This window comes from Pseudomonas umsongensis, from assembly GCF_012647205.1.
Lineage (GTDB): Bacteria > Pseudomonadota > Gammaproteobacteria > Pseudomonadales > Pseudomonadaceae > Aquipseudomonas > Aquipseudomonas umsongensis.
The window spans coordinates 1,828,793-1,850,022 of the sequence record NZ_CP051487.1 but is presented as its reverse complement, the minus strand read 5'-3'; the positions used below and the strand labels follow the sequence as shown (position 1 = coordinate 1,850,022).

The 21,230-nt window shown below is 57.4% G+C and carries 23 protein-coding genes; 3 read left to right on the top strand and 20 right to left on the bottom strand.

Annotated elements, in window-relative coordinates; all coding sequences use genetic code 11:
• Positions 1-28 precede the first annotated feature (28 nt).
• On the bottom strand, positions 29-697 hold the full coding sequence (gene ccmB / locus HGP31_RS08410) for a heme exporter protein CcmB (RefSeq protein WP_007980754.1): 669 nt from the start codon (positions 695-697) through the stop codon (positions 29-31).
• Positions 694-1,329 (bottom strand): cytochrome c biogenesis heme-transporting ATPase CcmA, encoded by a 636-nt coding sequence (gene ccmA, locus HGP31_RS08405; protein WP_110746188.1) that lies wholly within the window; start codon positions 1,327-1,329, stop codon positions 694-696. The genes ccmB and ccmA overlap by 4 nt, the downstream gene beginning before the upstream one ends.
• A gap of 198 nt (positions 1,330-1,527) precedes the next feature.
• On the opposite strand from ccmA, the gene fliK reads away from it, so the two are divergent.
• Positions 1,528-3,096, top strand: coding sequence for a flagellar hook-length control protein FliK (gene fliK, locus HGP31_RS08400; protein WP_168757458.1), 1,569 nt, complete (start codon positions 1,528-1,530; stop codon positions 3,094-3,096).
• Positions 3,093-3,431 (top strand): EscU/YscU/HrcU family type III secretion system export apparatus switch protein, encoded by a 339-nt coding sequence (locus tag HGP31_RS08395; protein ID WP_168757457.1) that lies wholly within the window; start codon positions 3,093-3,095, stop codon positions 3,429-3,431. Before fliK ends, HGP31_RS08395 begins: the two co-directional genes overlap by 4 nt.
• A gap of 64 nt (positions 3,432-3,495) precedes the next feature.
• Here the strand turns inward: HGP31_RS08395 and solA are convergent, their stop codons facing one another.
• Genes solA through HGP31_RS08375 form a run of 4 tightly spaced genes read right to left on the bottom strand, consistent with a single transcriptional unit; the run spans position 3,496 to position 7,230 of the window.
• Positions 3,496-4,656: an N-methyl-L-tryptophan oxidase gene (gene solA, locus HGP31_RS08390; protein ID WP_168757456.1), complete on the bottom strand. Its 1,161-nt coding sequence runs from the start codon at positions 4,654-4,656 to the stop codon at positions 3,496-3,498.
• Positions 4,646-5,563: an EamA family transporter gene (locus HGP31_RS08385; RefSeq protein WP_168757455.1), complete on the bottom strand. Its 918-nt coding sequence runs from the start codon at positions 5,561-5,563 to the stop codon at positions 4,646-4,648. The genes solA and HGP31_RS08385 overlap by 11 nt, the downstream gene beginning before the upstream one ends.
• A 4-nt stretch (positions 5,564-5,567) precedes the next feature.
• Positions 5,568-6,419, bottom strand: coding sequence for a methyltransferase (locus tag HGP31_RS08380; protein WP_168757454.1), 852 nt, complete (start codon positions 6,417-6,419; stop codon positions 5,568-5,570).
• Complete coding sequence (locus HGP31_RS08375; RefSeq protein ID WP_168757453.1) at positions 6,397-7,230, bottom strand: pyrroline-5-carboxylate reductase family protein; 834 nt, start codon at positions 7,228-7,230, stop codon at positions 6,397-6,399. The genes HGP31_RS08380 and HGP31_RS08375 overlap by 23 nt, the downstream gene beginning before the upstream one ends.
• A gap of 395 nt (positions 7,231-7,625) precedes the next feature.
• Here HGP31_RS08375 and HGP31_RS08370 point away from each other — a divergent pair, with 395 nt between their 5' ends.
• Positions 7,626-7,940: an EscU/YscU/HrcU family type III secretion system export apparatus switch protein gene (locus tag HGP31_RS08370; protein ID WP_168757452.1), complete on the top strand. Its 315-nt coding sequence runs from the start codon at positions 7,626-7,628 to the stop codon at positions 7,938-7,940.
• Positions 7,941-8,009: 69 nt separating this feature from the next.
• Here HGP31_RS08370 and HGP31_RS08365 read toward each other — a convergent pair whose 3' ends face one another.
• The 14 genes from HGP31_RS08365 to flhF form a co-directional block, all read right to left on the bottom strand.
• Positions 8,010-8,273, bottom strand: coding sequence for a hypothetical protein (locus HGP31_RS08365; protein WP_168757451.1), 264 nt, complete (start codon positions 8,271-8,273; stop codon positions 8,010-8,012).
• Positions 8,274-8,922: 649 nt separating this feature from the next.
• Positions 8,923-9,315 carry a DUF2802 domain-containing protein gene (locus tag HGP31_RS08360; protein ID WP_020796980.1) on the bottom strand — a complete coding sequence of 131 codons (393 nt, stop codon included), beginning with the start codon at positions 9,313-9,315 and terminating at the stop codon, positions 8,923-8,925.
• Positions 9,316-9,801, bottom strand: coding sequence for a chemotaxis protein CheW (locus tag HGP31_RS08355; RefSeq protein ID WP_007980742.1), 486 nt, complete (start codon positions 9,799-9,801; stop codon positions 9,316-9,318).
• A gap of 42 nt (positions 9,802-9,843) precedes the next feature.
• Positions 9,844-10,767 carry a CheW domain-containing protein gene (locus tag HGP31_RS08350; protein ID WP_168757450.1) on the bottom strand — a complete coding sequence of 308 codons (924 nt, stop codon included), beginning with the start codon at positions 10,765-10,767 and terminating at the stop codon, positions 9,844-9,846.
• A gap of 117 nt (positions 10,768-10,884) precedes the next feature.
• A complete protein-coding gene (locus tag HGP31_RS08345; protein ID WP_168757449.1) occupies positions 10,885-11,673 on the bottom strand; it encodes a ParA family protein in 789 nt (262 codons plus the stop codon).
• Between the two features lie 42 nt (positions 11,674-11,715).
• On the bottom strand, positions 11,716-12,606 hold the full coding sequence (motD, locus tag HGP31_RS08340; RefSeq protein ID WP_020796977.1) for a flagellar motor protein MotD: 891 nt from the start codon (positions 12,604-12,606) through the stop codon (positions 11,716-11,718).
• 15 nt (positions 12,607-12,621) lie between these two features.
• A complete protein-coding gene (locus HGP31_RS08335; RefSeq protein WP_020796976.1) occupies positions 12,622-13,362 on the bottom strand; it encodes a flagellar motor protein in 741 nt (246 codons plus the stop codon).
• A complete protein-coding gene (locus HGP31_RS08330; RefSeq protein ID WP_020797022.1) occupies positions 13,362-14,504 on the bottom strand; it encodes a protein-glutamate methylesterase/protein-glutamine glutaminase in 1,143 nt (380 codons plus the stop codon). Before HGP31_RS08330 ends, HGP31_RS08335 begins: the two co-directional genes overlap by 1 nt.
• Positions 14,505-14,555: 51 nt before the next feature.
• The gene (locus HGP31_RS08325; protein ID WP_168757448.1) at positions 14,556-16,820 is read right to left on the bottom strand and encodes a chemotaxis protein CheA; all 2,265 of its coding nucleotides are present in this window, start codon (positions 16,818-16,820) and stop codon (positions 14,556-14,558) included.
• 45 nt (positions 16,821-16,865) lie between these two features.
• Positions 16,866-17,654, bottom strand: a complete 789-nt coding sequence (locus HGP31_RS08320; RefSeq protein ID WP_020796974.1) for a protein phosphatase CheZ — start codon at positions 17,652-17,654, stop codon at positions 16,866-16,868.
• Positions 17,655-17,673: 19 nt separating this feature from the next.
• On the bottom strand, positions 17,674-18,045 hold the full coding sequence (locus HGP31_RS08315) for a chemotaxis response regulator CheY (RefSeq protein ID WP_003183998.1): 372 nt from the start codon (positions 18,043-18,045) through the stop codon (positions 17,674-17,676).
• A 166-nt stretch (positions 18,046-18,211) separates the two neighbouring features.
• A complete protein-coding gene (gene fliA, locus HGP31_RS08310) occupies positions 18,212-18,952 on the bottom strand; it encodes an RNA polymerase sigma factor FliA (RefSeq protein WP_008001745.1) in 741 nt (246 codons plus the stop codon).
• Entirely contained in the window at positions 18,949-19,779 is an 831-nt protein-coding gene (gene fleN, locus HGP31_RS08305; RefSeq protein ID WP_007975361.1) for a flagellar synthesis regulator FleN, read from the bottom strand. Before fleN ends, fliA begins: the two co-directional genes overlap by 4 nt.
• A 116-nt stretch (positions 19,780-19,895) precedes the next feature.
• Positions 19,896-21,227: a flagellar biosynthesis GTPase FlhF gene (flhF, locus tag HGP31_RS08300; protein WP_083348439.1), complete on the bottom strand. Its 1,332-nt coding sequence runs from the start codon at positions 21,225-21,227 to the stop codon at positions 19,896-19,898.
• Between the last annotated feature and the right edge of the window lie 3 nt (positions 21,228-21,230).

Below are 21,230 nucleotides of genomic sequence, written 5' to 3'. Positions count from 1 at the left end.
TTACTGGTCAAATTTTGACCAGACCTCATTATTCGCCGACGCTGATCTTCAGGCCAGCGGCTATTGCAAAGGGTGTCAGGGTTATCGCCAGGGCGGTCAGGCTCCCAAGCCACAACAGATAACCGGTCGCCGGCATGCCCTGCAAGGCTGCCTGCAAGGCGCCACTGCCAAGAATCAATACCGGGATGTACAACGGCAGGATCAGCAACGCCAGCAACAGCCCGCCACGCTTCAAACCTACCGTCAACGCCGCGCCCACCGCACCGAGCAGGCTCAGTACCGGTGTACCCAGCAATAAAGAAAGCAGCAACACCGGCAGACAGGCGGCAGGCAAACCGAGCATCAACGCCAGCAAAGGCGCGAGCAAAACCAGTGCCAGGCCGGAAAACGCCCAGTGTGCCAGTACCTTGGCCAAAACCAGAAGAGCCAGGGGGTGCGGCGAAAGGACCCACTGTTCCAGCGATCCGTCCTCGAAATCACTGCGGAAAAGCCCGTCCAGCGAGAGCAGGACCGATAAAAGGGCCGCCACCCAGACCAGTCCCGGAGACAAGGTTTGCAACAATTGAGACTCGGGACCGACCGCGAGGGGGAACAGCGAAACGACGATGGCGAAGAACACCAGCGGGTTGGCCAGTTCAGCCGGACGGCGGAACAACAGACGGGCTTCGCGGGCAACCAACAGGCCAAAAACACTCATACGGCCCAGTTCCCCAGATCAATGTCGCGGTACGCGGCCGGCACGCGGCTCAGCGTGTGGTGAGTGGTCAAGACCACCATGCCACCGCGCTCGCAGTGGCCTGCCAAGTGTTCTTCGAGCTGCGCCACGCCTTGCTTGTCGAGGGCGGTAAAGGGCTCATCGAGTATCCACAACGGTGGGCTGTCCAGATAAAGCCGCGCCAGCGCCACTCGGCGCTGTTGACCCGCGGACAGCGTATGGCAGGGAACATCCTCGAAACCGCGCAGCCCGACTGCGGCCAGGGCCTGCCAGATTGCATCATGGGAAGCCGGTTGATGCAGGGCACACAGCCAGCTCAAGTTCTCTTGCGCCGTCAGCAAATCCTTGATGCCGGCGGCATGGCCGATCCACAAGAGATTGCGTGCAAGTTCTGTGCGTTGCTCGCTCAGCGGCTGACCGTTAAGCAGTACTTGACCGGCGGTCGGGTGCATCAGGCCGGACAACAGGCGCAACAGGCTGGTCTTGCCACTGCCGTTGGGACCGCTGATTTGTACCATTTCGCCACTGGCCATTCTCAAATCGAGATTTTCGAAGAGCAGCCGAAGGTCTCGCTCACAAGCAAGGGCAACGGTTTGCAAGACTGGACTGGTCAAGGGTTCACGGGCCTTATACGGTTCAAGTCGGCGCTGGCGCGGCCGTTAAAGAGATGCAGAATAAAGGTATTGGCGGCCCGGACGAGAGAGCTGCGTCAATTAACTGGGAAATTTTCCGCATTCTGTATACAACGGGGCGGCATTATACATGCCATTTCCTACTCTCAAGCGTGCAATTTCCCAAGGTTGTGACCGCGTATGACAGGCGAAATGAACATCCTCCCCCTACCGCAGGCCACCGCGACGACCCCGCGTGCGCCAGCGGTCAGTGGCGAGTTGCTCAAGCTGCTGACGCCGATGGAGGGCCTGATCAGCGCAGGCCAGACCGCCAAAGCTGAAGTGCTGTCGCTCAAACAGGCGGATCAGGCCTTTCAATTGCTGCTCAAGCTCACTCTCGAGAGCGGCCGGCAGACCACGCTCCAGGCCATCAGCAATCAACCCCTGGCCCAAGGCAGCAGCATCGCGGTTACCCAGCCTTCGGCGGGCAACCTGGCGGTCACCGTGCAGCAAGCTATCGCCGCCAGCGTCGCCACCCTCACCCGTATCGACACTGCGAAAATGCCGGTGGGCACCCTGCTGCAGGGTAAGGTGCTGACCTCCCAGGTGTTGCCGACTGTACCGGGGCAAGCCACGGTGTTTCGCTCGATGGCCAGCCTGCTCAATACAGCGCTGAGCGGCAGCACCCTCAGCATCGACAGCTCGCAACCGTTGCGCATCGGCACGTTGCTCAGCGCACAGGTAGAGGATGGTCAGACCCTCAAGTTCGTGCCCTTGAGCAGCCGCCAGGAGCAACTGGCCGTGACCCAGCAATTGCTCAGCCAACAAAGCCGCCAGGGTTCGCTGGATAGTTTGCTCAAACAGCTGCAAAACCTGCCAGCCTCGACGCAGACTTCAAACGAGCTGCGCACGGCCGTGGACAGATTGCTCGCCGGGCTGCCGGACATCCAGCAATTGAGCAGCGCCAAAGGCCTGGCCCAGGCGCTGGCCAGCAGCGGAGCCTTCCTGGAGTCGAAATTGCTGGGCGGCCAGAACCTGGCGCCTGACATAAAAGGCGACCTGCTCAAACTGATCGGCCAGTTGTCATCCGGGCTGCCGGCCAGCACCCAGCTCAGTGCGATCATCGCCGCCAACACCCTGGCCCAGGCCATGCCGAGTTTCGTGCGCAATGCCCTGGGCATGCTCGGCCAGGTCAGCGCCAAGCCGTCGCCGACTGGTTTTCCGTTGCCTGAGCGGCTGTTGCAAAGCGCCGACGGCGAAGACGACCTGGAGCATCTGTTGCGCCTGGCCGCTGCGGCGGTCTCACGCCTGCAAAGCCACCAACTGTCGAGCCTTGAGCAGTCCGGCGTCACACCGGATGGGCGATTGATGAGTACCTGGCAGTTGGAGATTCCGATGCGCAACCTGCAGGACATCGTGCCGTTGCAGGTCAAGTTCCAGCGCGAGGAGGCCCCCGAAAGAGAACAACCCAAGGAACGCCAGGAGGAACGAGCGCCCAAGCAACAACTGTGGCGCATCGAACTGGCGTTCGACATGGAACCGCTCGGGCCGTTGCAGGTTCAGGCACAACTGATCCAGGGCAGCCTCAGCAGCCAGCTCTGGGCCGAACGCGCCTACACCGCCAGCCTGATTGAAAGCAACCTGGCGGCATTGCGCCAGCGAATGCTGGCCGCCGGGCTGAACGTCGGCGATCTCGACTGCCACCTCGGCAAACCACCCCAAGGTCCGCAAACCCGTCTCGAACAACGCTGGGTCGACGAAAACGCATGAAAAACCCCAACGCTCCCCGCCAGGCCATCGCTCTCAAGTACGACGGCACCCACGCCCCAACCCTCTCGGCCAAGGGCGACGAAGAACTGGCGGAAGAAATCCTGCGCATCGCTCGCGACTGCGAAGTGCCGATCTATGAGAATGCCGAACTGGTGAGCCTGCTGGCGCGGATGGAGTTGGGGGACAGTATTCCGCAGGAGCTTTATCTGACGGTTGCCGAGATCATTGCGTTTGCGTGGAATTTGAAGGGTAAGTTTCCGGTGGGGCAGGGTCCAGTTGCTGAAGTAGCGGAAAAGGATGTAACGGACTGCCGGAGCGTCCAATCAAATAAGTGATTGCCATAGGGTTATCCAATCATAAATACATTTATTATTTTATTGTAATTAATTAGCGAATAAATCAACCTTCGGTAGCAGCGAACCTGCTTATGCTAAATATTGACACCTCTTCTTCAAGCCGCCCATCCAATGCAGCTCTCGCAAGCACCTCTCCCAACCCAGTTGCAAACTTGAACCCATGCCCAGAGCATGCCGAAACATAAAACACACCAGGTAAATCAACTGACTCCCCCAGTATAAAAGAACCATCCGGAGTCATTGTATAAATACATTTTTTTGATGCGTACGGAATTGGATTCAAACTAGGAAATATCCGCATTACACAAGAAGAAATTTGGTCGATAACTCTGCCTTCCACAGGCTGGCCGTGCGACAAACAATCAAATGGTGTTTGCTGGTAATTATGAAATCCAATCTTGACCCCTGGCTCCTCACTACTGATTTCAGGTGTACCATAAAGTAAACGCCCATCTGACATCTGATACAAAAAAGCGGGAAAGTTTTTTAAAAAATCCAAACTTCTCCGCGACTTAGGTTTAAACCAGTAAACAGGCACACTTTGAGAGCGCACCAAACCTGAGAGATCATCAACAAGCATCTTACCTATCGCTGCCCCCGTCGACAAAATCACTCGCGCCGTATGAATAAGTTCGCCGCCACTCAATTGAACAGCTAAACCTTGCGAAGTTTTCAGTATACTTTCCACCGAAGTACCGAACCGAGCCTCAGCACCGTTCCTGACAGCCAAGTTGACCATGTGCAATTTTGAGTCATCTGCTGCAATAGTGTATGCCCCCTTTTCATATACAGCTTCCATGTCTTCCAGAACATGAAAAGCACGAAACGACTCAGCAATTTCAGTCGCAGACAAAAGCGTGTGTTTGATTCCCCCCTGCAGCGCGGTTGCGACACTTTTTGGAACAACTCCCGAGTCCACCGGCCCGACAAATAGCCCCCCAGTAGGAAAAACAAGACGTCTACTACATGACCTGTCTAACTCTTGCCATAGGTTATCTGACTGAGAAAGCAAGGGGAGATATGACGTACCCTCCCAGTAAGCACGCCTAAAAATTCGGGACCCCCCATGTGATGATCCAAATAATTTTATAGGCGCTGCTGAATCAACGCCTAGCACATCGACTTTCGAGCACGAAAGCCTCCAAAGCGATGCACTTCCTACAACACCTAACCCAATCACAACCACACTGTATCTACGCCCCATACTGCCCCCGTTTTCGCGAAAACCTGTTTTTTACAAACGGCTCAAGCACTACCAAAGCCAATCCACTAATGACGACCAATAGCACACATAAAACAGCCGTTGAAAATTCTTGCTTGTAAATTACTGCCGCAACAAAAAACTGCGTGACCGGCAATACAAACTGCAACAACCCCATAGAAGTCATAGTAAGACGCTTAGCTGAAAGCGAAAACAAAGCCAAAGGAACAATTGACACTACACCACAGCTAAACACCAGTATCGTACGCTCCAACCCAAAATCCTCAGGAATCGCCATACTTAAATCTGAGTAAAGTAAAATCAACGTGTAAAAAAAGGCAAGCACAGAAGACTCCAAGAACAAACCGTTAAAAACGTTCAGCGATGTCATTTTTTTCAGGCATGAGTACCCCCCCCAAGACATGCCGATAGTCAAGTAAACCTTCACGACGAGCTCATCATTCAAAACCAATAGCCAAAGCACACTAATTACCATAATCACCACAGCCACCACTTTACATATTGTGACCGGCTCTTTATACAGGACAACACCCGCTGCAATACTTATAATGGGTGCAACTAAGTAACCAAAGCTGCTTTCCAGGACACGACCATGGATAGAGGCCCAGATAAACACTCCCCAATTAACGGCTAATAACAGGGCCGCAAGAGCATGTACAAACAATAGCCTGATGTTAAGCTGAGCAAAAAATCTCCCCACCCCCTTACAAGCGCACAAAATTAGAAAAACCGTCAACAGAGACAAATATACCCTATAAGCAACCAATTCTACTGCGCTCAAAGACCCGATATATTTCCAAAAAACAGAAGAGAACCCCAACAGCACATTTGCAAGAACGCCACTGAGGGATCCGATAAAAAAATACCGCTGCTTGCTTGAGGGCAACATACGGCTATCTCTTCCACAAAGTTAGCTCAACTATTTCATAACACCAGATTATCTGACCATTCTCCTGCCTACTGCAGTACGCGTCGCCCTCCCTTGTCCAGCTCAATATCTCTTCGATCAGATGATCCTGTATCCTCGCCCACTTCTCAGAATACAGTAGCAAAGGAAGGTCATGTCGCTCTAGAAGCCTGCAGTTAATTACATATCTCTCTTCGTGCAAGTCTCGTAGCCTCCTCATAACCTGTCGAATCCCGACCAGTGAGTTAAGGCCTAGCAAGACCTTTCCACCATCAATTAAATGTTTCGGCAACGATTCAAAAAACCTCTCCAAGGTTCTATCCCCATAAAACATAGAATCAATAGCGAGTCCCTCCCCGTTAGATCTATCGAGCACCTCAAGGAACGAATCGGAAGGCGTTCTCCAGCCAGGAGGATTAAACAAAATCAAATCGTATTTCTCTGGAACCTCTGGAAGTCCTTGAAAAAGGTCGCCACAAGCAAACTCAATGGTATTGACGCCAAAGTTGTAAAACTCGTTTTTCTTTGCCGCTGCAACCGCCTCTCTGGATATATCAGACCCAGTAATGGATATAGCACCCATACTTTTTAGCAACAATGAATGCACACCACTCCCGGTTCCAAGATCCAAAAACCTGAACCCCTTACACTCTTCAGTAACATAGCGCGCTATCAGCGACCCAAAGGCTTCTCCCGCGAGACTCACTTTAAAAACTGCGGGATCATCAATAAGCTCAATACAGTGCCCCAATCCAAAATAGACGCTATATAAGTCACCCTTCACCCTGGATTCATTGAGACAATCAAAGTGGACTTTAGTCGACCTGTCTACGCTCATTACGATTCTCCGAAAGAAAATACGCTTCCAATTCTTTTGAACGCTCCGCAGCGGCAGCTAGAGCAGATAACATAACGCCATTGAAGTCATGCTGATCGAACAACTGGACTGCTCGTTCGGTTGTACCGCCTTTGGTTTGCACCTCCTCACACAATTGCATCGGCGTTTTTCTGGTTGATTTCAAAAGCAAGGAGGTTCCGTATAACAACTGCGTAGAAACTTCCCAAGCGACCTTGGAGTCAAACCCTTCGCTCTCTGCGTATAACAGTAACGCATTGGCAAAATACGCGACCAATGCGGGGCCACCTCCTGCGAGCGCTGTACCTGAATCAAGCTGCCACTCATTATCAACTTGCATGCAAATGCCAATCGTGCCGAAAATTTTTTCTGCGACAGTTATCAAATCACTGCCGGCACTTTCTTGGACATAGTAAAAAGTAACGCCTTCCTGCACCTCTGACGGAGTATTTGGAATCGAACGAACTATCCGCGTATGACCTAAGGTACGGCAAAGCGAATTAGTAGTGATGCCAGCCATGACGGAGATGACCGGTCCACGGTGAGAAAGCAATAACTGATTGTCGCGAACCACGCTCTGAAATTGCTGGGGTGGGACAGCTAAAATAACAACATCGTCATCATCAATACTTTCAATTCGCTTACTTACCTCAACGCCGCAGGAAGCCAGATAGGCTGCTCGATCAGCACAGACTTCAATCGGCTTTAAATGGCAATCAATAATGCTCCGTCTTAGCCCGAACAAAATTGCCCGCCCCATTTGACCAACACCTATAATATAAATATTGTTCACGAAACCGTCCTCTTGTACGTTAATTGCGCAACACTCAACCCCTTAAGACTTAATCAAACAATATCCACCTGCAGAACAAACTTAATGACTGACGCTCAAACCTGTCAATGCAAAAGCCACAACCAAACAAAATTCAACACATTCACATCGTTCAAAAACAGGCAAGCCTGTAGGAAACCTCGTACATTACTGTGTAGGACTCAAATTGACCGCAACAGTCTAAATAGATCTTCTTAAGAGTAGGACTTAACTTCCTTAATGAGGATGAAACATGAATCATTCCGTAACACTTACAAAAGCCAAATCCCCCATCCGATTGTCAGGCGACCACTGTCTCAATTACCAACCGCCTCAATGCAAACCCGTCTCGAACAACGCTGGGTCGACGAAAACGCATGAAAAACCCCAACGCTCCCCGCCAGGCCATCGCCCTCAAGTACGACGGCACCCACGCCCCTACCCTCTCGGCCAAGGGCGACGAAGAACTGGCGGAAGAAATCCTGCGCATCGCTCGCGACTGCGAAGTGCCGATCTATGAGAATGCCGAACTGGTGAGCCTGCTGGCGCGGATGGAGTTGGGGGACAGTATTCCGCAGGAGCTTTATCTGACGGTTGCCGAGGTCATTGCGTTTGCGTGGAATTTGAAGGGTAAGTTTCCGGTGGGGCAGGATCCGGATGGAGGGATAGTGGAGCGCGATATAACTGAGTAAAACGACAACGTGTTGGCTGCCACTCATTTGAAGTGACAGCCAACGCGACAACTTTGAGCAATACTTCAGTCAGGCATCGCTAACACTTACTTCCGGCCTAATATCACCCGCAATTTTTCTACCTTGCATTGTGTAGATATTAAAAGAAATACGTGAACCAACAAGTGGCAACAGATATTCCATGCCCATTAAGTCACGCCCGCGCAGTTCACAGAGAGCACCATTAAATGAGGCCCGAACTGTTCCTTTCGCGCCGGCCGTTATGGTCAAACACGGATACTCCAACTCAAAAGTCTCGACGAATCCTGTATGACGAGATAGTTCCTGCTCCATGCTAAACATTCCTTAAAATAGAAATCAATAAATTAGTTATCGAACCAACTACGTAAGTTCGACGACAAAATTAAGGTTCCTGATAAAACAGCGCAACTATCAAAAGTAACGTAATAGCAAATGGCTACGACCGGACATCAAGCCATTGATAAGTCCAGCCACGAGTGCAGACCACGCCACCGCCGTGGTTTCATTGGCTCGCTCGGTATGCATTGCCTCCTGGCAGCCACTGTAGTAACGCCAGGCAAAGAAACACTAATACACAATCAACACCTTGATCGTGCCTCCCAGCACCAACCCCTCCCTTGAGTTCCCCACTGTGATTCGGGTAGAAACGCTTTGCCACCTACCCACCCTGAATTTATGCCGAGCACATACACCGAGAGCGGTATTGCAACGCCTTTGGAGTGATTCAGCGAGGCCAGGGAAATCACCACGAATATCGCTGGCATGATTCGCAATGACTTTTTCGATACCTTATTCTTGAAACAGGCAATGGCATGGAAGACTGTTGAGGGTTGTAGAACGCCATCGTAGGAATACCGCCCGGACCAAGCCCCTGGCGCTGCGCGTCACACCCTGGAAGCGGAACGCGGAGCGTCCCTGGAGGCATTCCCACGCAGAGCGTGGGAACGATCCGGGTGTACGCTCAGTTCTTATGCACCTTGCTCATCAACTCCGCCTCGGCCTGGGTCAGGCCACAAGACTGGGTCAGTTCGTCGACACTGGCACCCATACCGACCAGCTTCGCCGCCTGATCAAACGACAGGCTCTTGGGATCGCGCTGTTCCAGTCGGGTGAGTTTGTCCGGCAATGGCGCGACGAGCGTGCGCAATTCATGCAGCTCTTCGCCCATGCGCACATTGCCATCCTGGTAGTTGTCGACGCGCCTGCCCAGGTCCTTGATGCGCTGGTCACGCTGCGCATCGCCCTGGGCCTGTTGCGCGGCGATCAGCTTTTGCCCACGGATGTAGGACAAGAACATTGCCAGCGTGCCTGCCCAGAACAGGAACAGGACAATCACCGCCACCTCTAGAATCAATCAGATACTCTCCAGTTCCGACCATTCTTCTTCGCTCATCATCTTGTCGAGTTCGACCAGGATCAGCAGTTCGTTGTTCTTGTTGCACACGCCTTGAATGAACTTGGCGGACTCTTCGTTACCGACGTTCGGCGCTGTCTCGATTTCCGACTGACGCAGGTAAACCACTTCGGCCACGCTGTCGACCATGATCCCCACCACTTGCTTGTCGGCTTCGATGATGACGATGCGGGTGTTGTCGCTGATTTCGGCATTCATCAGGCCGAAGCGCTGGCGGGTGTCGATCACGGTGACCACGTTGCCGCGCAGGTTGATGATGCCCAGCACATAGCTCGGAGCGCCCGGTACCGGGGCGATTTCGGTGTAGCGCAGGACTTCCTGGACGCGCATCACGTTGATGCCGTAGGTTTCGTTGTCCAGCTTGAAGGTGACCCATTGCAGGATCGGATCTTCGGAACCCTTTGCCGCCGTCGCCTTGTCATTCATACCCTGATCCCCTCAAGAAACCGCCCTGGCGGTATTGTTCTGTTATGTAGGTTTATGCGGCGGCTTGCTGCCGCCCATGTGCCGGGCTCCGCCGCTGGCAATCAATTCGGCCAGTTCGGAAACATCGAGCAATGCACACATGTGTTCAATCACCGTGCCCGCCAGCCATGGCCGCTGGCCACGGTGACTGCGCCATTTGATTTCGTTCGGGTCCAGGCGCAACGAGCGACTGACCTGATGCACCGCCAGCCCCCACTCATAGCCCTGGACGGAAATCACGTATTGCAGGCCCTGCTTGAAGTCCTCGCGGTAGCGGTCGGGCATGACCCAACGGGCCGTGTCCAGCACCTTCAGGTTGCCTGCCTGGCTCGGCAGGATGCCGAGGAACCACTCCGGCTGGCCGAACAGCGACGTCAGTTCATGACCGGACAGTGGATAGATCGAACCCAGGCACACCAGGGGCACTGCCAGGGTCAACCCAGCGACATCGAACAACAGGCATTCGAAGGGCTCGGCCGCCCAGGCCGGACGACCGTTGGTTTCTGCCGGTGGCGGCGTGTTGGCGGGTGGCAGATGGACTTCGACCACGGGTGGTACCAGCACCTGCTGCACTTCGACAGGGACAGGAACCAAAATTTCTGGTTCGTCCATGGCCGGCGGCGCCAAGGCTTGCAGCAAGGGCGCGATAGTCGAGACCGGTGCCAGAACGGGGGCCGGGCTGTCCACCACGGCGACGGGTGCCTGCGCAATCGGCGCTACCACCTTTGAGGTAGCCACTACGGCATCGCGAGCTTGTTCTTCAAGCACCGCGGCCTGGAATTCATCCAGCGCGGCTTCAACCTCGACCACCTCGGGAGGGGCTTCGAAGGGCGGCGCAAGTTCCTCAGTAATGTCTTGCAGCAGGCTGTCCAGATAAGACTGCAGCGCCAGTTGCGGGCGCGATGTGATCTTCAATGGCCGGTTCATGGGCGCGCACCTGTAGGAGCTGCCGCAGGCTGCGATCTTTTAGCGATTTCAGACGCGCCGCAAAGCCAGATCAAAAGATCGCAGCCTGCGGCAGCTCCTACAGGGATCGGTGTCATTTTATGCCACCTGCGCGACGAGTTGGGCCGCCAGCAGATGCTTGAGCAGCGCGCGGTAGGCAACGACGCCACGGCTCTTGCCGTCGAATTGCGAAGGCGTCAGCCCCGCCCGACTGGCATCGCGCAGGCGTGTGTCGACCGGGATGTAGCCCTGCCAGATCTCTTCTGGAAACTTATCGCGCAACACCCGCAGCGTACCGAGGGACGCCTGGGTGCGGCGATCGAACAGGGTCGGCACGATGGTGAACGGCAAGGCTTGCTTGCGCGAACGATTGATCATCGCCAGGGTGTTGACCATGCGCTCCAGGCCTTTGACCGCCAGGTGTTCGGTCTGCACCGGAATCACCAGTTGCTGGCTCGCCGCCAAGGCATTGACCATCAGCACCCCGAGCAGTGGCGGGCTGTCGATCACGGCGTAATCGAAGTCCTGCCATAACTGCGCCAGGCTCTTGGCGATCACCAGGCCCAGGCCACTCTGGCCCGGCGACTGGCGTTCAAGGGTGGCCAGCGCGGTACTCGATGGCAACAGCGAAATGGACTCGTGACTGGTGGGCAGCAACAACTGACCGGGCAGGCCCTGGGGCACGCTGCCTTTATGCAGGAACAAGTCGTAGTTGCTGTGTTCCAGGGTGTCGGGGTCATAACCGAAATAGCTGGTCATGGAGCCGTGGGGGTCGAGGTCGACCACGACCACGCGCTTGCCCGCCTCGGCCAGTAACCCGGCTAGAGCGATGGAGGAAGTGGTTTTACCGACACCACCCTTTTGATTGGCGACTGCCCAGACTCTCATTCGATTGTTCCTCCCGCCCGAACGGATCGACCGGGAATTAGCTCAACGTGTTAATGCGGGTGACGGAGAATTGACGGCGTTCTCTCGTACCGGCGACATGACCTTGGTCGGTGCAGTTTGTGTGCCAGCACGCTTCAACGCGGCATCCGGTTGTGCATTGGCCGCTCCGGTTGCCGTGAGGCTGCGACGTATGTCCAGGTTGCGTGACACCACCAGCACCACGCGACGGTTGCGCGCGCGGCCCTCGGCCGTGGCGTTATTGGCCACTGGCTGGAACTCGCCATACCCCACCGATGCCAAGCGACCAGGGTTTACCCCTTGCATCGCCAGCATGCGCACGATGCTGGCCGAGCGCGCCGAAGACAGTTCCCAGTTGGTGGGATACTGCGCGGTGCGGATCGGTTGGTCGTCGGTGAAGCCTTCGACGTGGATCGGGTTGTCGAATGGCTTGAGGATCGCCGCTACCTTGTCGATGATGTTGAAGGCAATGTCGCTGGGCATGGCATCGCCGCTGCCGAACAACAGGCTGGAATTGAGTTCGATCTCGACCCACAACTCGTTGCCGCGCACGGTCATTTGATTGGAGCTGATCAGGTCGCCAAAGGCCGCGCTGATGTCATCGGCAATGCTTTTAAGCGGATCGCTGGCACCCGAGACACCGGCATCGACCTGGTCGCTGTCCTTGACCAATGGCTTGGCCGGAGTCACGGTCTTCGGCCGCTCGTCACCGATGGGGATCGGCTTGAGCGCACGATCGCTATCGGTAAAGACGCCCACCAGCGCCTCGGAAATGACCTTGTACTTGCCTTCGTTGATCGACGAAATCGAGTACATCACCACGAAAAACGCGAAGAGCAAGGTGATGAAGTCGGCGTAGGAAACCAGCCAACGTTCATGATTTACATGTTCATCATGTTGACGACGACGAGCCATAGTCCATTACCCCCATCAATCCATGAAGCCCTGGAGCTTCAACTCGATAGAGCGCGGGTTTTCACCTTCGGCGATCGACAGGATTCCTTCCAGCAACATTTCGCGATAACGCGACTGGCGCAACGCGATGGACTTGAGCTTGGCGGCAATCGGCAGCAACACCAGGTTGGCACTGGCCACGCCATAGATGGTGGCGACGAAGGCCACGGCGATGCCATTGCCCAGCTGCGACGGATCGCCCAGGTTGCCCATGACGTGAATCAGGCCCATCACCGCGCCGATGATGCCGATGGTCGGCGCATAACCGCCCATGCTTTCGAAGACCTTGGCGGCTTCGATGTCGCGGCTTTCCTGGGTGTAGAAGTCCACCTCCAGAATGCTGCGGATCGCTTCCGGCTCGGCGCCATCGACCAACAACTGCAGGCCTTTGCGCGAGTAGTTGTCGGGTTCGGCATCGGCCACCCCTTCCAGCCCGAGCAGGCCTTCCTTGCGGGCGGTCAGGCTCCAGTTGACGACGCGATCGATGCCACCGGCCAGGTCGACCCGCGGAGGAAACAGGATCCACGCCAGAATTTGCATGGCCCGCTTGAAGGCGCTCATGGGCGATTGCAACAACGCCGCGCCAATGGTCCCGCCCAGCACGATCAACGCGGCCGGTCCGTTGGCCAGCGCACCGATATGCCCGCCTTCGAGGTAGTTGCCGCCAATGATGGCGACGAACGCCATGATGATGCCGATGAGACTTAAAACGTCCATCAGACGCAGGCCTCGACGATGTGCCGGCCGATGTCGTCCAGCGCATACACTGCGTCGGCCAGTTCGGCCTTGACGATGGCCATGGGCATGCCATAGATCACGCAGCTGGCTTCATCCTGGGCCCAGATCGAACTGCCGCTCTGCTTGAGCAGGCGCGCGCCTTCGCGACCGTCCGCGCCCATGCCGGTCAGTACCACCGCCAGAACTTTGTCGCCATAGGACTTGGCCGCCGAACCGAAGGTGATGTCCACGCACGGCTTGTAGTTCAAGCGCTCGTCGCCCGGGAGGATTTTCACCGCTCCCCGGCCGTCGATCATCATTTGCTTGCCACCAGGCGCCAACAACGCCAGGCCCGGACGCAGGATGTCGCCGTCCTCGGCTTCCTTGACGCTGATCCGGCAAAGCTTGTCCAGGCGTTCAGCGAACGCCTTGGTGAAGGCCGCCGGCATGTGCTGGACCAGCACGATCGGTGCGGGGAAGTTGGCTGGCAGCTGGGTCAATACCCGCTGCAAGGCCACCGGGCCGCCGGTGGACGTGCCGATAGCCAGCAACTTGTAGGCTTTGCGTTTCGGCGCTGGCGACGACGGAGCCTGCGCAGGTGCACGGGCCGGGATCGGTGCGGGAGACGGGCGCACAAGCGCGCTGCTGCCATAACCGATGCTGCTCGATGGCGTTGGAGTTGGCGTTGGCACTGGAGTCGGTGCTACCACCGGCGCCGGCGCACTGTAGCTGCTGACACGACGATTACTGCGCGAGATGCTGAGAATCTTCTCGCACAGCAGTTGCTTGACCTTCTCGGGGTTGCGCGAGATGTCTTCGAAGTTCTTCGGCAGGAAGTCCACCGCGCCGGCATCCAGCGCGTCCAGGGTGACCCGGGCGCCTTCGTGGGTCAGCGACGAAAACATCAGGACCGGGGTCGGGCAGCGCTGCATGATATGCCGTACCGCGGTGATGCCGTCCATCATCGGCATCTCGTAGTCCATGGTGATCACGTCCGGCTTGAGGGCCAACGCCTGATCAATCGCCTCTTTGCCGTTGGTCGCCGTGCCGACGACCTGGATATTCGGATCCGCGGAAAGAATTTCCGAGACGCGGCGGCGGAAAAAACCCGAATCGTCCACCACCAGGACCTTGACTGCCATAAACACTCCATTAGACGCAGCGAGGCGTCAGTCGCCACCGCTGCGCCAGAATCAAATACGCCGTGCGGCGTAACGCTTGAGCATGCTCGGAACATCGAGAATCAGCGCGATGCGGCCGTCACCGGTAATGGTGGCGCCCGACATGCCCGGGGTTCCCTGGAGCATTTTGCCCAATGGCTTGATGACCACTTCTTCCTGGCCCACCAACTGGTCGACGACAAAGCCGATCCGCTGGGTGCCCACCGAAAGGATCACCACATGGCCTTCGCGCTGCTCTTCGTGAGCGGCGGAGCTGACCAGCCAGCGCTTGAGGTAGAACAACGGCAGTGCCTTGTCCCGCACGATCACCACTTCCTGGCCGTCCACCACGTTGGTGCGCGACAGGTCGAGGTGGAAAATTTCGTTGACGTTCACCAGCGGGAAGGCGAACGCCTGGTTGCCGAGCATGACCATGAGGGTCGGCATGATCGCCAGGGTCAGCGGCACCTTGATGACGATCTTCGATCCCTGGCCCTTGGCCGAGTAGATGTTGATCGAACCGTTGAGCTGGGAGATCTTGGTTTTCACCACGTCCATGCCCACGCCACGACCCGACACGTCGGAGATCTCGGTCTTGGTCGAGAAGCCCGGGGCGAAGATCAGGTTGTAGCACTCGGTATCGCTCAGGCGGTCGGCCGCGTCCTTGTCCATCACACCGCGTTTTACCGCGATGGCACGCAGGACGTTGGGGTCCATGCCTTTGCCATCATCGGAAATCGACAACAGGATGTGATCGCCTTCCTGCTCGGCCGCCAGGATCACCTTGCCGCCACGGGCCTTGCCCGACGCTTCGCGCTCTTCCGGCGATTCGATGCCGTGGTCGACCGCGTTGCGCACCAGGTGGACCAGCGGGTCGGCCAGGGCTTCGACCAGGTTCTTGTCGAGGTCGGTGTCTTCGCCGACCAGTTCCAGGTTGATCTCTTTCTTGAGCTGGCGCGCCAGGTCGCGAACCAGGCGCGGGAAGCGTCCGAACACTTTCTTGATCGGCTGCATCCGGGTCTTCATGACCGCCGTCTGCAGGTCGGCCGTGACCACGTCGAGGTTCGACACGGCCTTGGACATGGCTTCGTCGGCACTGTTGGCGCCCAGGCGCACCAGGCGGTTACGCACCAGCACCAACTCGCCGACCATGTTCATGATCTCGTCGAGCCGCGCGGTATCGACCCGCACGGTGGTCTCGGCTTCACTGGCCGGTTTTTCCGCAGGCGGCGCGGCCGGAGCTCGGGCCGCGACTGGTGCTGCGGCTGCCGGCGCTTTGGCTTGCGGTTCGGGCGCCTTGGCAACGGGCTTGGGTGCGACAACCTTGGCGGTCGATGCCGCCACGGAGGCGTTCGAGCTGCTGGCCGTTGTCGCGGTGCCGACTTCGCTGAACTTGCCTTTGCCGTGCAATTCGTCGAGCAGTGCCTCGAATTCATGATCGCTGATCAGATCACTGCCGGCCGCCGCTGCAGTTGGCGCTGCCGGTGCTGGCACAGAGGCAATGGCCGACTCCAGCGCCTCAACGGCAAAGTTGCCTTTGCCATGCAGCTGGTCGAGCAAGGCCTCGAATTCTTCGTCGGTGATGTCGGCGCTATCGCCCGCCTCTTTCGCCGCTGACGCCTCTGGCGGCGCGGCGGGTGCCGGGGCCACTGCATCGACGGCGAACTTGCCCTTGCCGTGCAGTTGATCGAGCAACGACTCGAACTCGGCGTCGGTGATTTCGTCGCTGGCAGGCACTTCGCTGGCGGGTGCGGGAACAACTGCCGGCGCCTCGGCCTGAGCCTTCACGGCGTTCAGCGAGTCCAGCAATTGTTCGAATTCGTTATCGGTGATATCGCCTGAATCGGCGGCAACCACAGGCGCTTCGACCTCTGGAGCAACGGGCGCAGCAGCCACTTCGTCAGCTGATTGCGGCTCGGCCAGACGCGCCAGTGCCGCCAGCAGCTCAGGTGTTGCAGCCGTGACCGGACTACGCTCGCGCACTTCGCTGAACATGCCGTTCACCGCATCCAGCGCTTCGAGGACCACGTCCATCAATTCCGAGTCGACGCGACGTTCGCCCTTGCGCAGGATGTCGAACACGTTCTCGGCGATGTGGCAGCACTCCACCAGCTCGTTGAGCTGGAGGAAGCCGGCGCCCCCTTTTACAGTGTGAAAACCGCGAAAAATTGCATTGAGCAAGTCCGCATCATCCGGACGGCTTTCCAGCTCGACCAGTTGCTCGGACAGTTGCTCTAGAATCTCGCCGGCCTCAACCAGGAAATCCTGAAGGATCTCTTCATCGGCGCCGAAGCTCATTAAGGGGGTGCTCCTACAGGTCTAAAAACCCAAAAAACCTGAATTTTAAAAACCCAGGCTGGATAGCAAATCGTCCACATCGTCCTGACCGGACATAACGTCTTCTCTTTTATCGGCATGAATCTGCGGACCTTCACCCTTGGAGAGATGTTTTTGTGGATCTTTTTCTGCAAGCATTGCCGCACGGTCATGTTCGATGCCCGCAAAGCGGTCCACCTGACTGGCCATCAGCACGAGCTTGAGCAGGTTGCTTTCCACTTCGGTGACCAGTTGGGTCACACGCTTGATCACCTGGCCGGTAAGGTCCTGGTAATCCTGGGCGAGCAGAATGTCGTTGAGGTTGCTGGACACGGCGCGATTGTCTGCGCTGCTGCGCGCCAGGAAACCATCGACGCGCCGGGCCAGTTCACGAAACTCTTCGGCCCCGACTTCGCGCCGCATGAACCGTCCCCAGTCGGCGCTCAAGCCCTGCGCCTCTTCAGCCAGGCCGTTGACCAATGGCGTGGCGTTTTCCACCAGGTCCATGGTGCGGTTGGCGGCGGCTTCCGTCAGTTTGACCACATACCCCAGGCGCTCGGTGGCGTCGGTGATCTGTGACACTTCCTCGGCTTGCGGCATGTGCGGGTCAATCTGGAAATTGACGATCGCGCTATGCAGCTCGCGGGTGAGCTTGCCCACTTCCTGATACAGGCCACGGTCACGGGTCTGGTTGAGCTCATGGATCAATTGCACAGCATCGCCGAACCTGCCCTTTTCAAGGCTCGCGACCAATTCAACGGCGTGTTTTTTCAGGGTCGATTCAAAATCGCCCTGGGATGACTCGTTATGCTCCATAGCTCCCCCGTGGCGCAGTTCAACCGATGCGTTCGAAAATCTTCTCGATTTTTTCTTTCAACGCCTGGGCCGTGAAGGGTTTGACCACGTAGCCATTTACGCCGGCCTGGGCCGCTTCGATGATCTGCTCGCGCTTGGCTTCGGCAGTCACCATCAGCACTGGCAGGTGCTTGAGTTTTTCATCGGCGCGCACATGACGCAGCAGATCGATACCGGTCATGCCAGGCATGTTCCAGTCCGTCACCAGAAAGTCGATGCTCCCGCTGTTGAGTACCGGAATGGCGGTAGTGCCATCGTCGGCCTCGACCGTGTTGGTGAACCCAAGGTCACGCAACAGGTTCTTGATGATCCGCCGCATCGTTGAGAAGTCATCAACGATGAGGATTTTCATGTTCTTGTCCAATTCGACCTCCAAGCAGACTAAAACGCGCCCAGCACCTGGACACGCCATTTCTATCAATCTGGCAAAACACTCGATGACTGTTTGGGATACAACGGATCGAGACCGGCGCGGTTCATTACCCCACCAGCCGCGTCGCAGTGCCCCCACACTGCCTTCAGCGCGCTCGCCACTCTCCCAGACGCCCCCGCAAACGGGCCGCGCACTGGCTGTGTAACTGGCTGACCCGGGATTCGCTGACCCCCAGGACTTCGCCGATTTCCTTGAGATTCAATTCTTCGTCGTAATACAACGCCAACACCAATCGCTCGCGCTCCGGCAAGTTGGCGATCGCGTCCGCCAGCGCCGCTTGGAAGCGTTCATCTTCCAGATCGCGAGACGGTTCCAGATGCGCACTGGCGCCATCCTCGTGCAGCCCTTCGTGTTCGCCGTCCTGCAACAGGTCGTCGAAACTGAACAGCCGACTGCCCAGGGTGTCGTTCAAAATCCCGTAGTAATCGTCAAGACTCAATTGGAGTTCGGCCGCAACTTCGTGATCTTTAGCGTCACGCCCGGTTTTAGCTTCAATCGAGCGAATCGCGTCGCTGACCATCCGCGTATTGCGGTGGACCGAACGAGGCGCCCAGTCGCCCTTGCGCACTTCATCGAGCATGGCGCCGCGGATGCGGATGCCCGCGTAGGTTTCGAAACTCGCGCCTTTGCTGGCGTCGTATTTGGTCGAGACTTCCAGCAGGCCGATCATCCCGGCCTGGATCAGGTCTTCGACCTGGACACTGGCCGGCAGACGCGCCAGCAAGTGATAGGCAATGCGTTTAACCAGCGGCGCGTAACGCTCGATCAGCTCGTACTGCGCGTCACGCGCCGATGCCTTGTAGAGGTTGTAACCGCTTGCGGTCATAGCACGGGTCCTGCCGTCTGTTGCACGAGGCGCTCGACGAAGAATTCCAGGTGCCCGCGCGGGTTGGCGGGCAGTGGCCAGGTATCGACCTTCTGCGCGATCGCCTTGAATGCCAGCGAGCACTTGGAGCGCGGGAAGGCCTCGTAGACGGCGCGCTGCTTCTGCACGGCCTTGCGCACGCTTTCGTCGTACGGCACCGCACCGACATATTGCAAGGCGACGTCGAGGAAGCGGTCGGTGACCTTGGTCAACTTGGCGAACAGGTTGCGCCCTTCCTGGGGGCTCTGCGCCATGTTGGCCAGCACCCGGAAACGGTTCATGCCGTAATCGCGGTTGAGCAACTTGATCAACGCATAGGCGTCAGTGATCGAGGTCGGCTCGTCGCAGACCACCAGCAACACTTCCTGGGCCGCGCGCACGAAGCTGACCACCGACTCGCCAATGCCCGCAGCGGTGTCGATCACCAGCACGTCGAGATTGTCGCCAATGTCGCTGAAGGCCTGGATCAGGCCAGCGTGCTGCGCCGGGCTCAAGTGAACCATGCTCTGGGTGCCGGACGCCGCCGGAACGATGCGGATGCCGCCGGGCCCCTGCAACAGCACGTCGCGCAATTCACAGCGGCCTTCAATCACGTCGGCCAGGGTACGTTTGGGTGTCAGCCCCAACAGAACGTCGACATTCGCCAGCCCAAGGTCAGCGTCCAGCAACATGACGCGCCGGCCAAGCTCAGCCAAAGCCAGGGACAAGTTCACTGACACGTTAGTTTTGCCGACGCCACCTTTGCCGCCGGTCACCGCGATCACCTGTACAGGATGCATGCTGCCCATGTTATTTCTTTACCTTGTTCTGCATAGACGGGGCCACATAACTGGCTGCGCGTTCACAACCGGAACAATGCATGGCAGGCCATCGATGTAGGGTACAAAAACTATTCATTGTTACCTCAGCCAACCTGCTTGGTCGGACTGTGGTAGATATCAGCGAACATGTCAGCCATGGCCTCTTCGCTGGGTTCTTCCTGCATTTGCACGCTGACGGCCCGACTGACCAGTTGATGACGACGCGGCAGATGCAGATCATCTGGAATCCGCGGGCCATCGGTCAGGTAGGCCACCGGCAATTCATGGCTGATCGCCAGACTCAACACTTCGCCCAGACTTGCCGTTTCATCCAGTTTAGTCAGGATGCAGCCAGCGAGCCCGCAACGCTTGTAACTGTGATAAGCAGCGGTTAGAACCTGTTTCTGGCTGGTGGTTGCCAGGACCAGGTAATTTTTTGACTTGATGCCTCGACCGGCCAGGCTTTCGAGCTGCATGCGCAGGGCCGGATCGCTGGCTTGCAGGCCGGCGGTATCGATCAGCACCACGCGCTTGCGCAACAAAGGGTCCAGCGCCTGGACCAATGACTGGTTCGGATCGACGTGGGTCACCGGCACATTGAGGATCCGCCCGAGGGTCTTGAGCTGCTCCTGGGCACCGATGCGAAAGCTGTCCATGCTCACCAGGGCAATGTTCTGCGCGCCGTACTTGAGCACGTAACGGGCCGCCAGCTTGGCCAGGGTGGTGGTCTTGCCCATGCCGGCCGGGCCGACCATGGCAATCACGCCGCCCTCTTCCAGCGGTTCCATTTCCGGCGTGACAATCATCCGCGCCAGGTGCGCCAGCAACATGCGCCAGGCCTGACGGGGTTCTTCAATTTCGCTGACCAGCGCCAGCAGGTCCCGCGACAACGGGCCGGACAAGCCGATGCGCTGCAGGCGACGCCACAGGTTCGCCTGGTCCGGGCGGCTGCCCTGCAGCTGGTTCCAGGCGAGGGAACCGAGTTGTACTTCCATCAGTTCGCGCAGGCTGTTGAGTTCTGAACGCATCGAGTCGAAAACCCGCGTATCGATAGTCGCCGCCGGGGCCGGTGTCGGCGCGGGACGGCGCGGCTCGGCCAGGGTCGGTTCGATCAGCGGCTCGGCAGCCGTCAGCGGCAGGCCGGCAAACAACTGGCGATTAGTGCTCTTGTCGCTATCGCCTTCGCCCTCGCCTCGCAGGCTCAATTCGGCCTGGGCGTTGACGATGCGCGACTGGGTCTTGCGCAGTTCGTCCTCGAGCTCCATGTTCGGAACGCGCGGGGCCAGCGCCGACAGTTGGTAATCCAGGGCAGCCGTAATCTCGACGCCACCGGCGATGCGGCGGTTGCCAATGATCGCGGCATCGGCGCCCAGCTCATCGCGAACCAGCTTCATGGCCTGACGCATATCGGCGGCGAAGAAACGCTTAACTTGCATGAA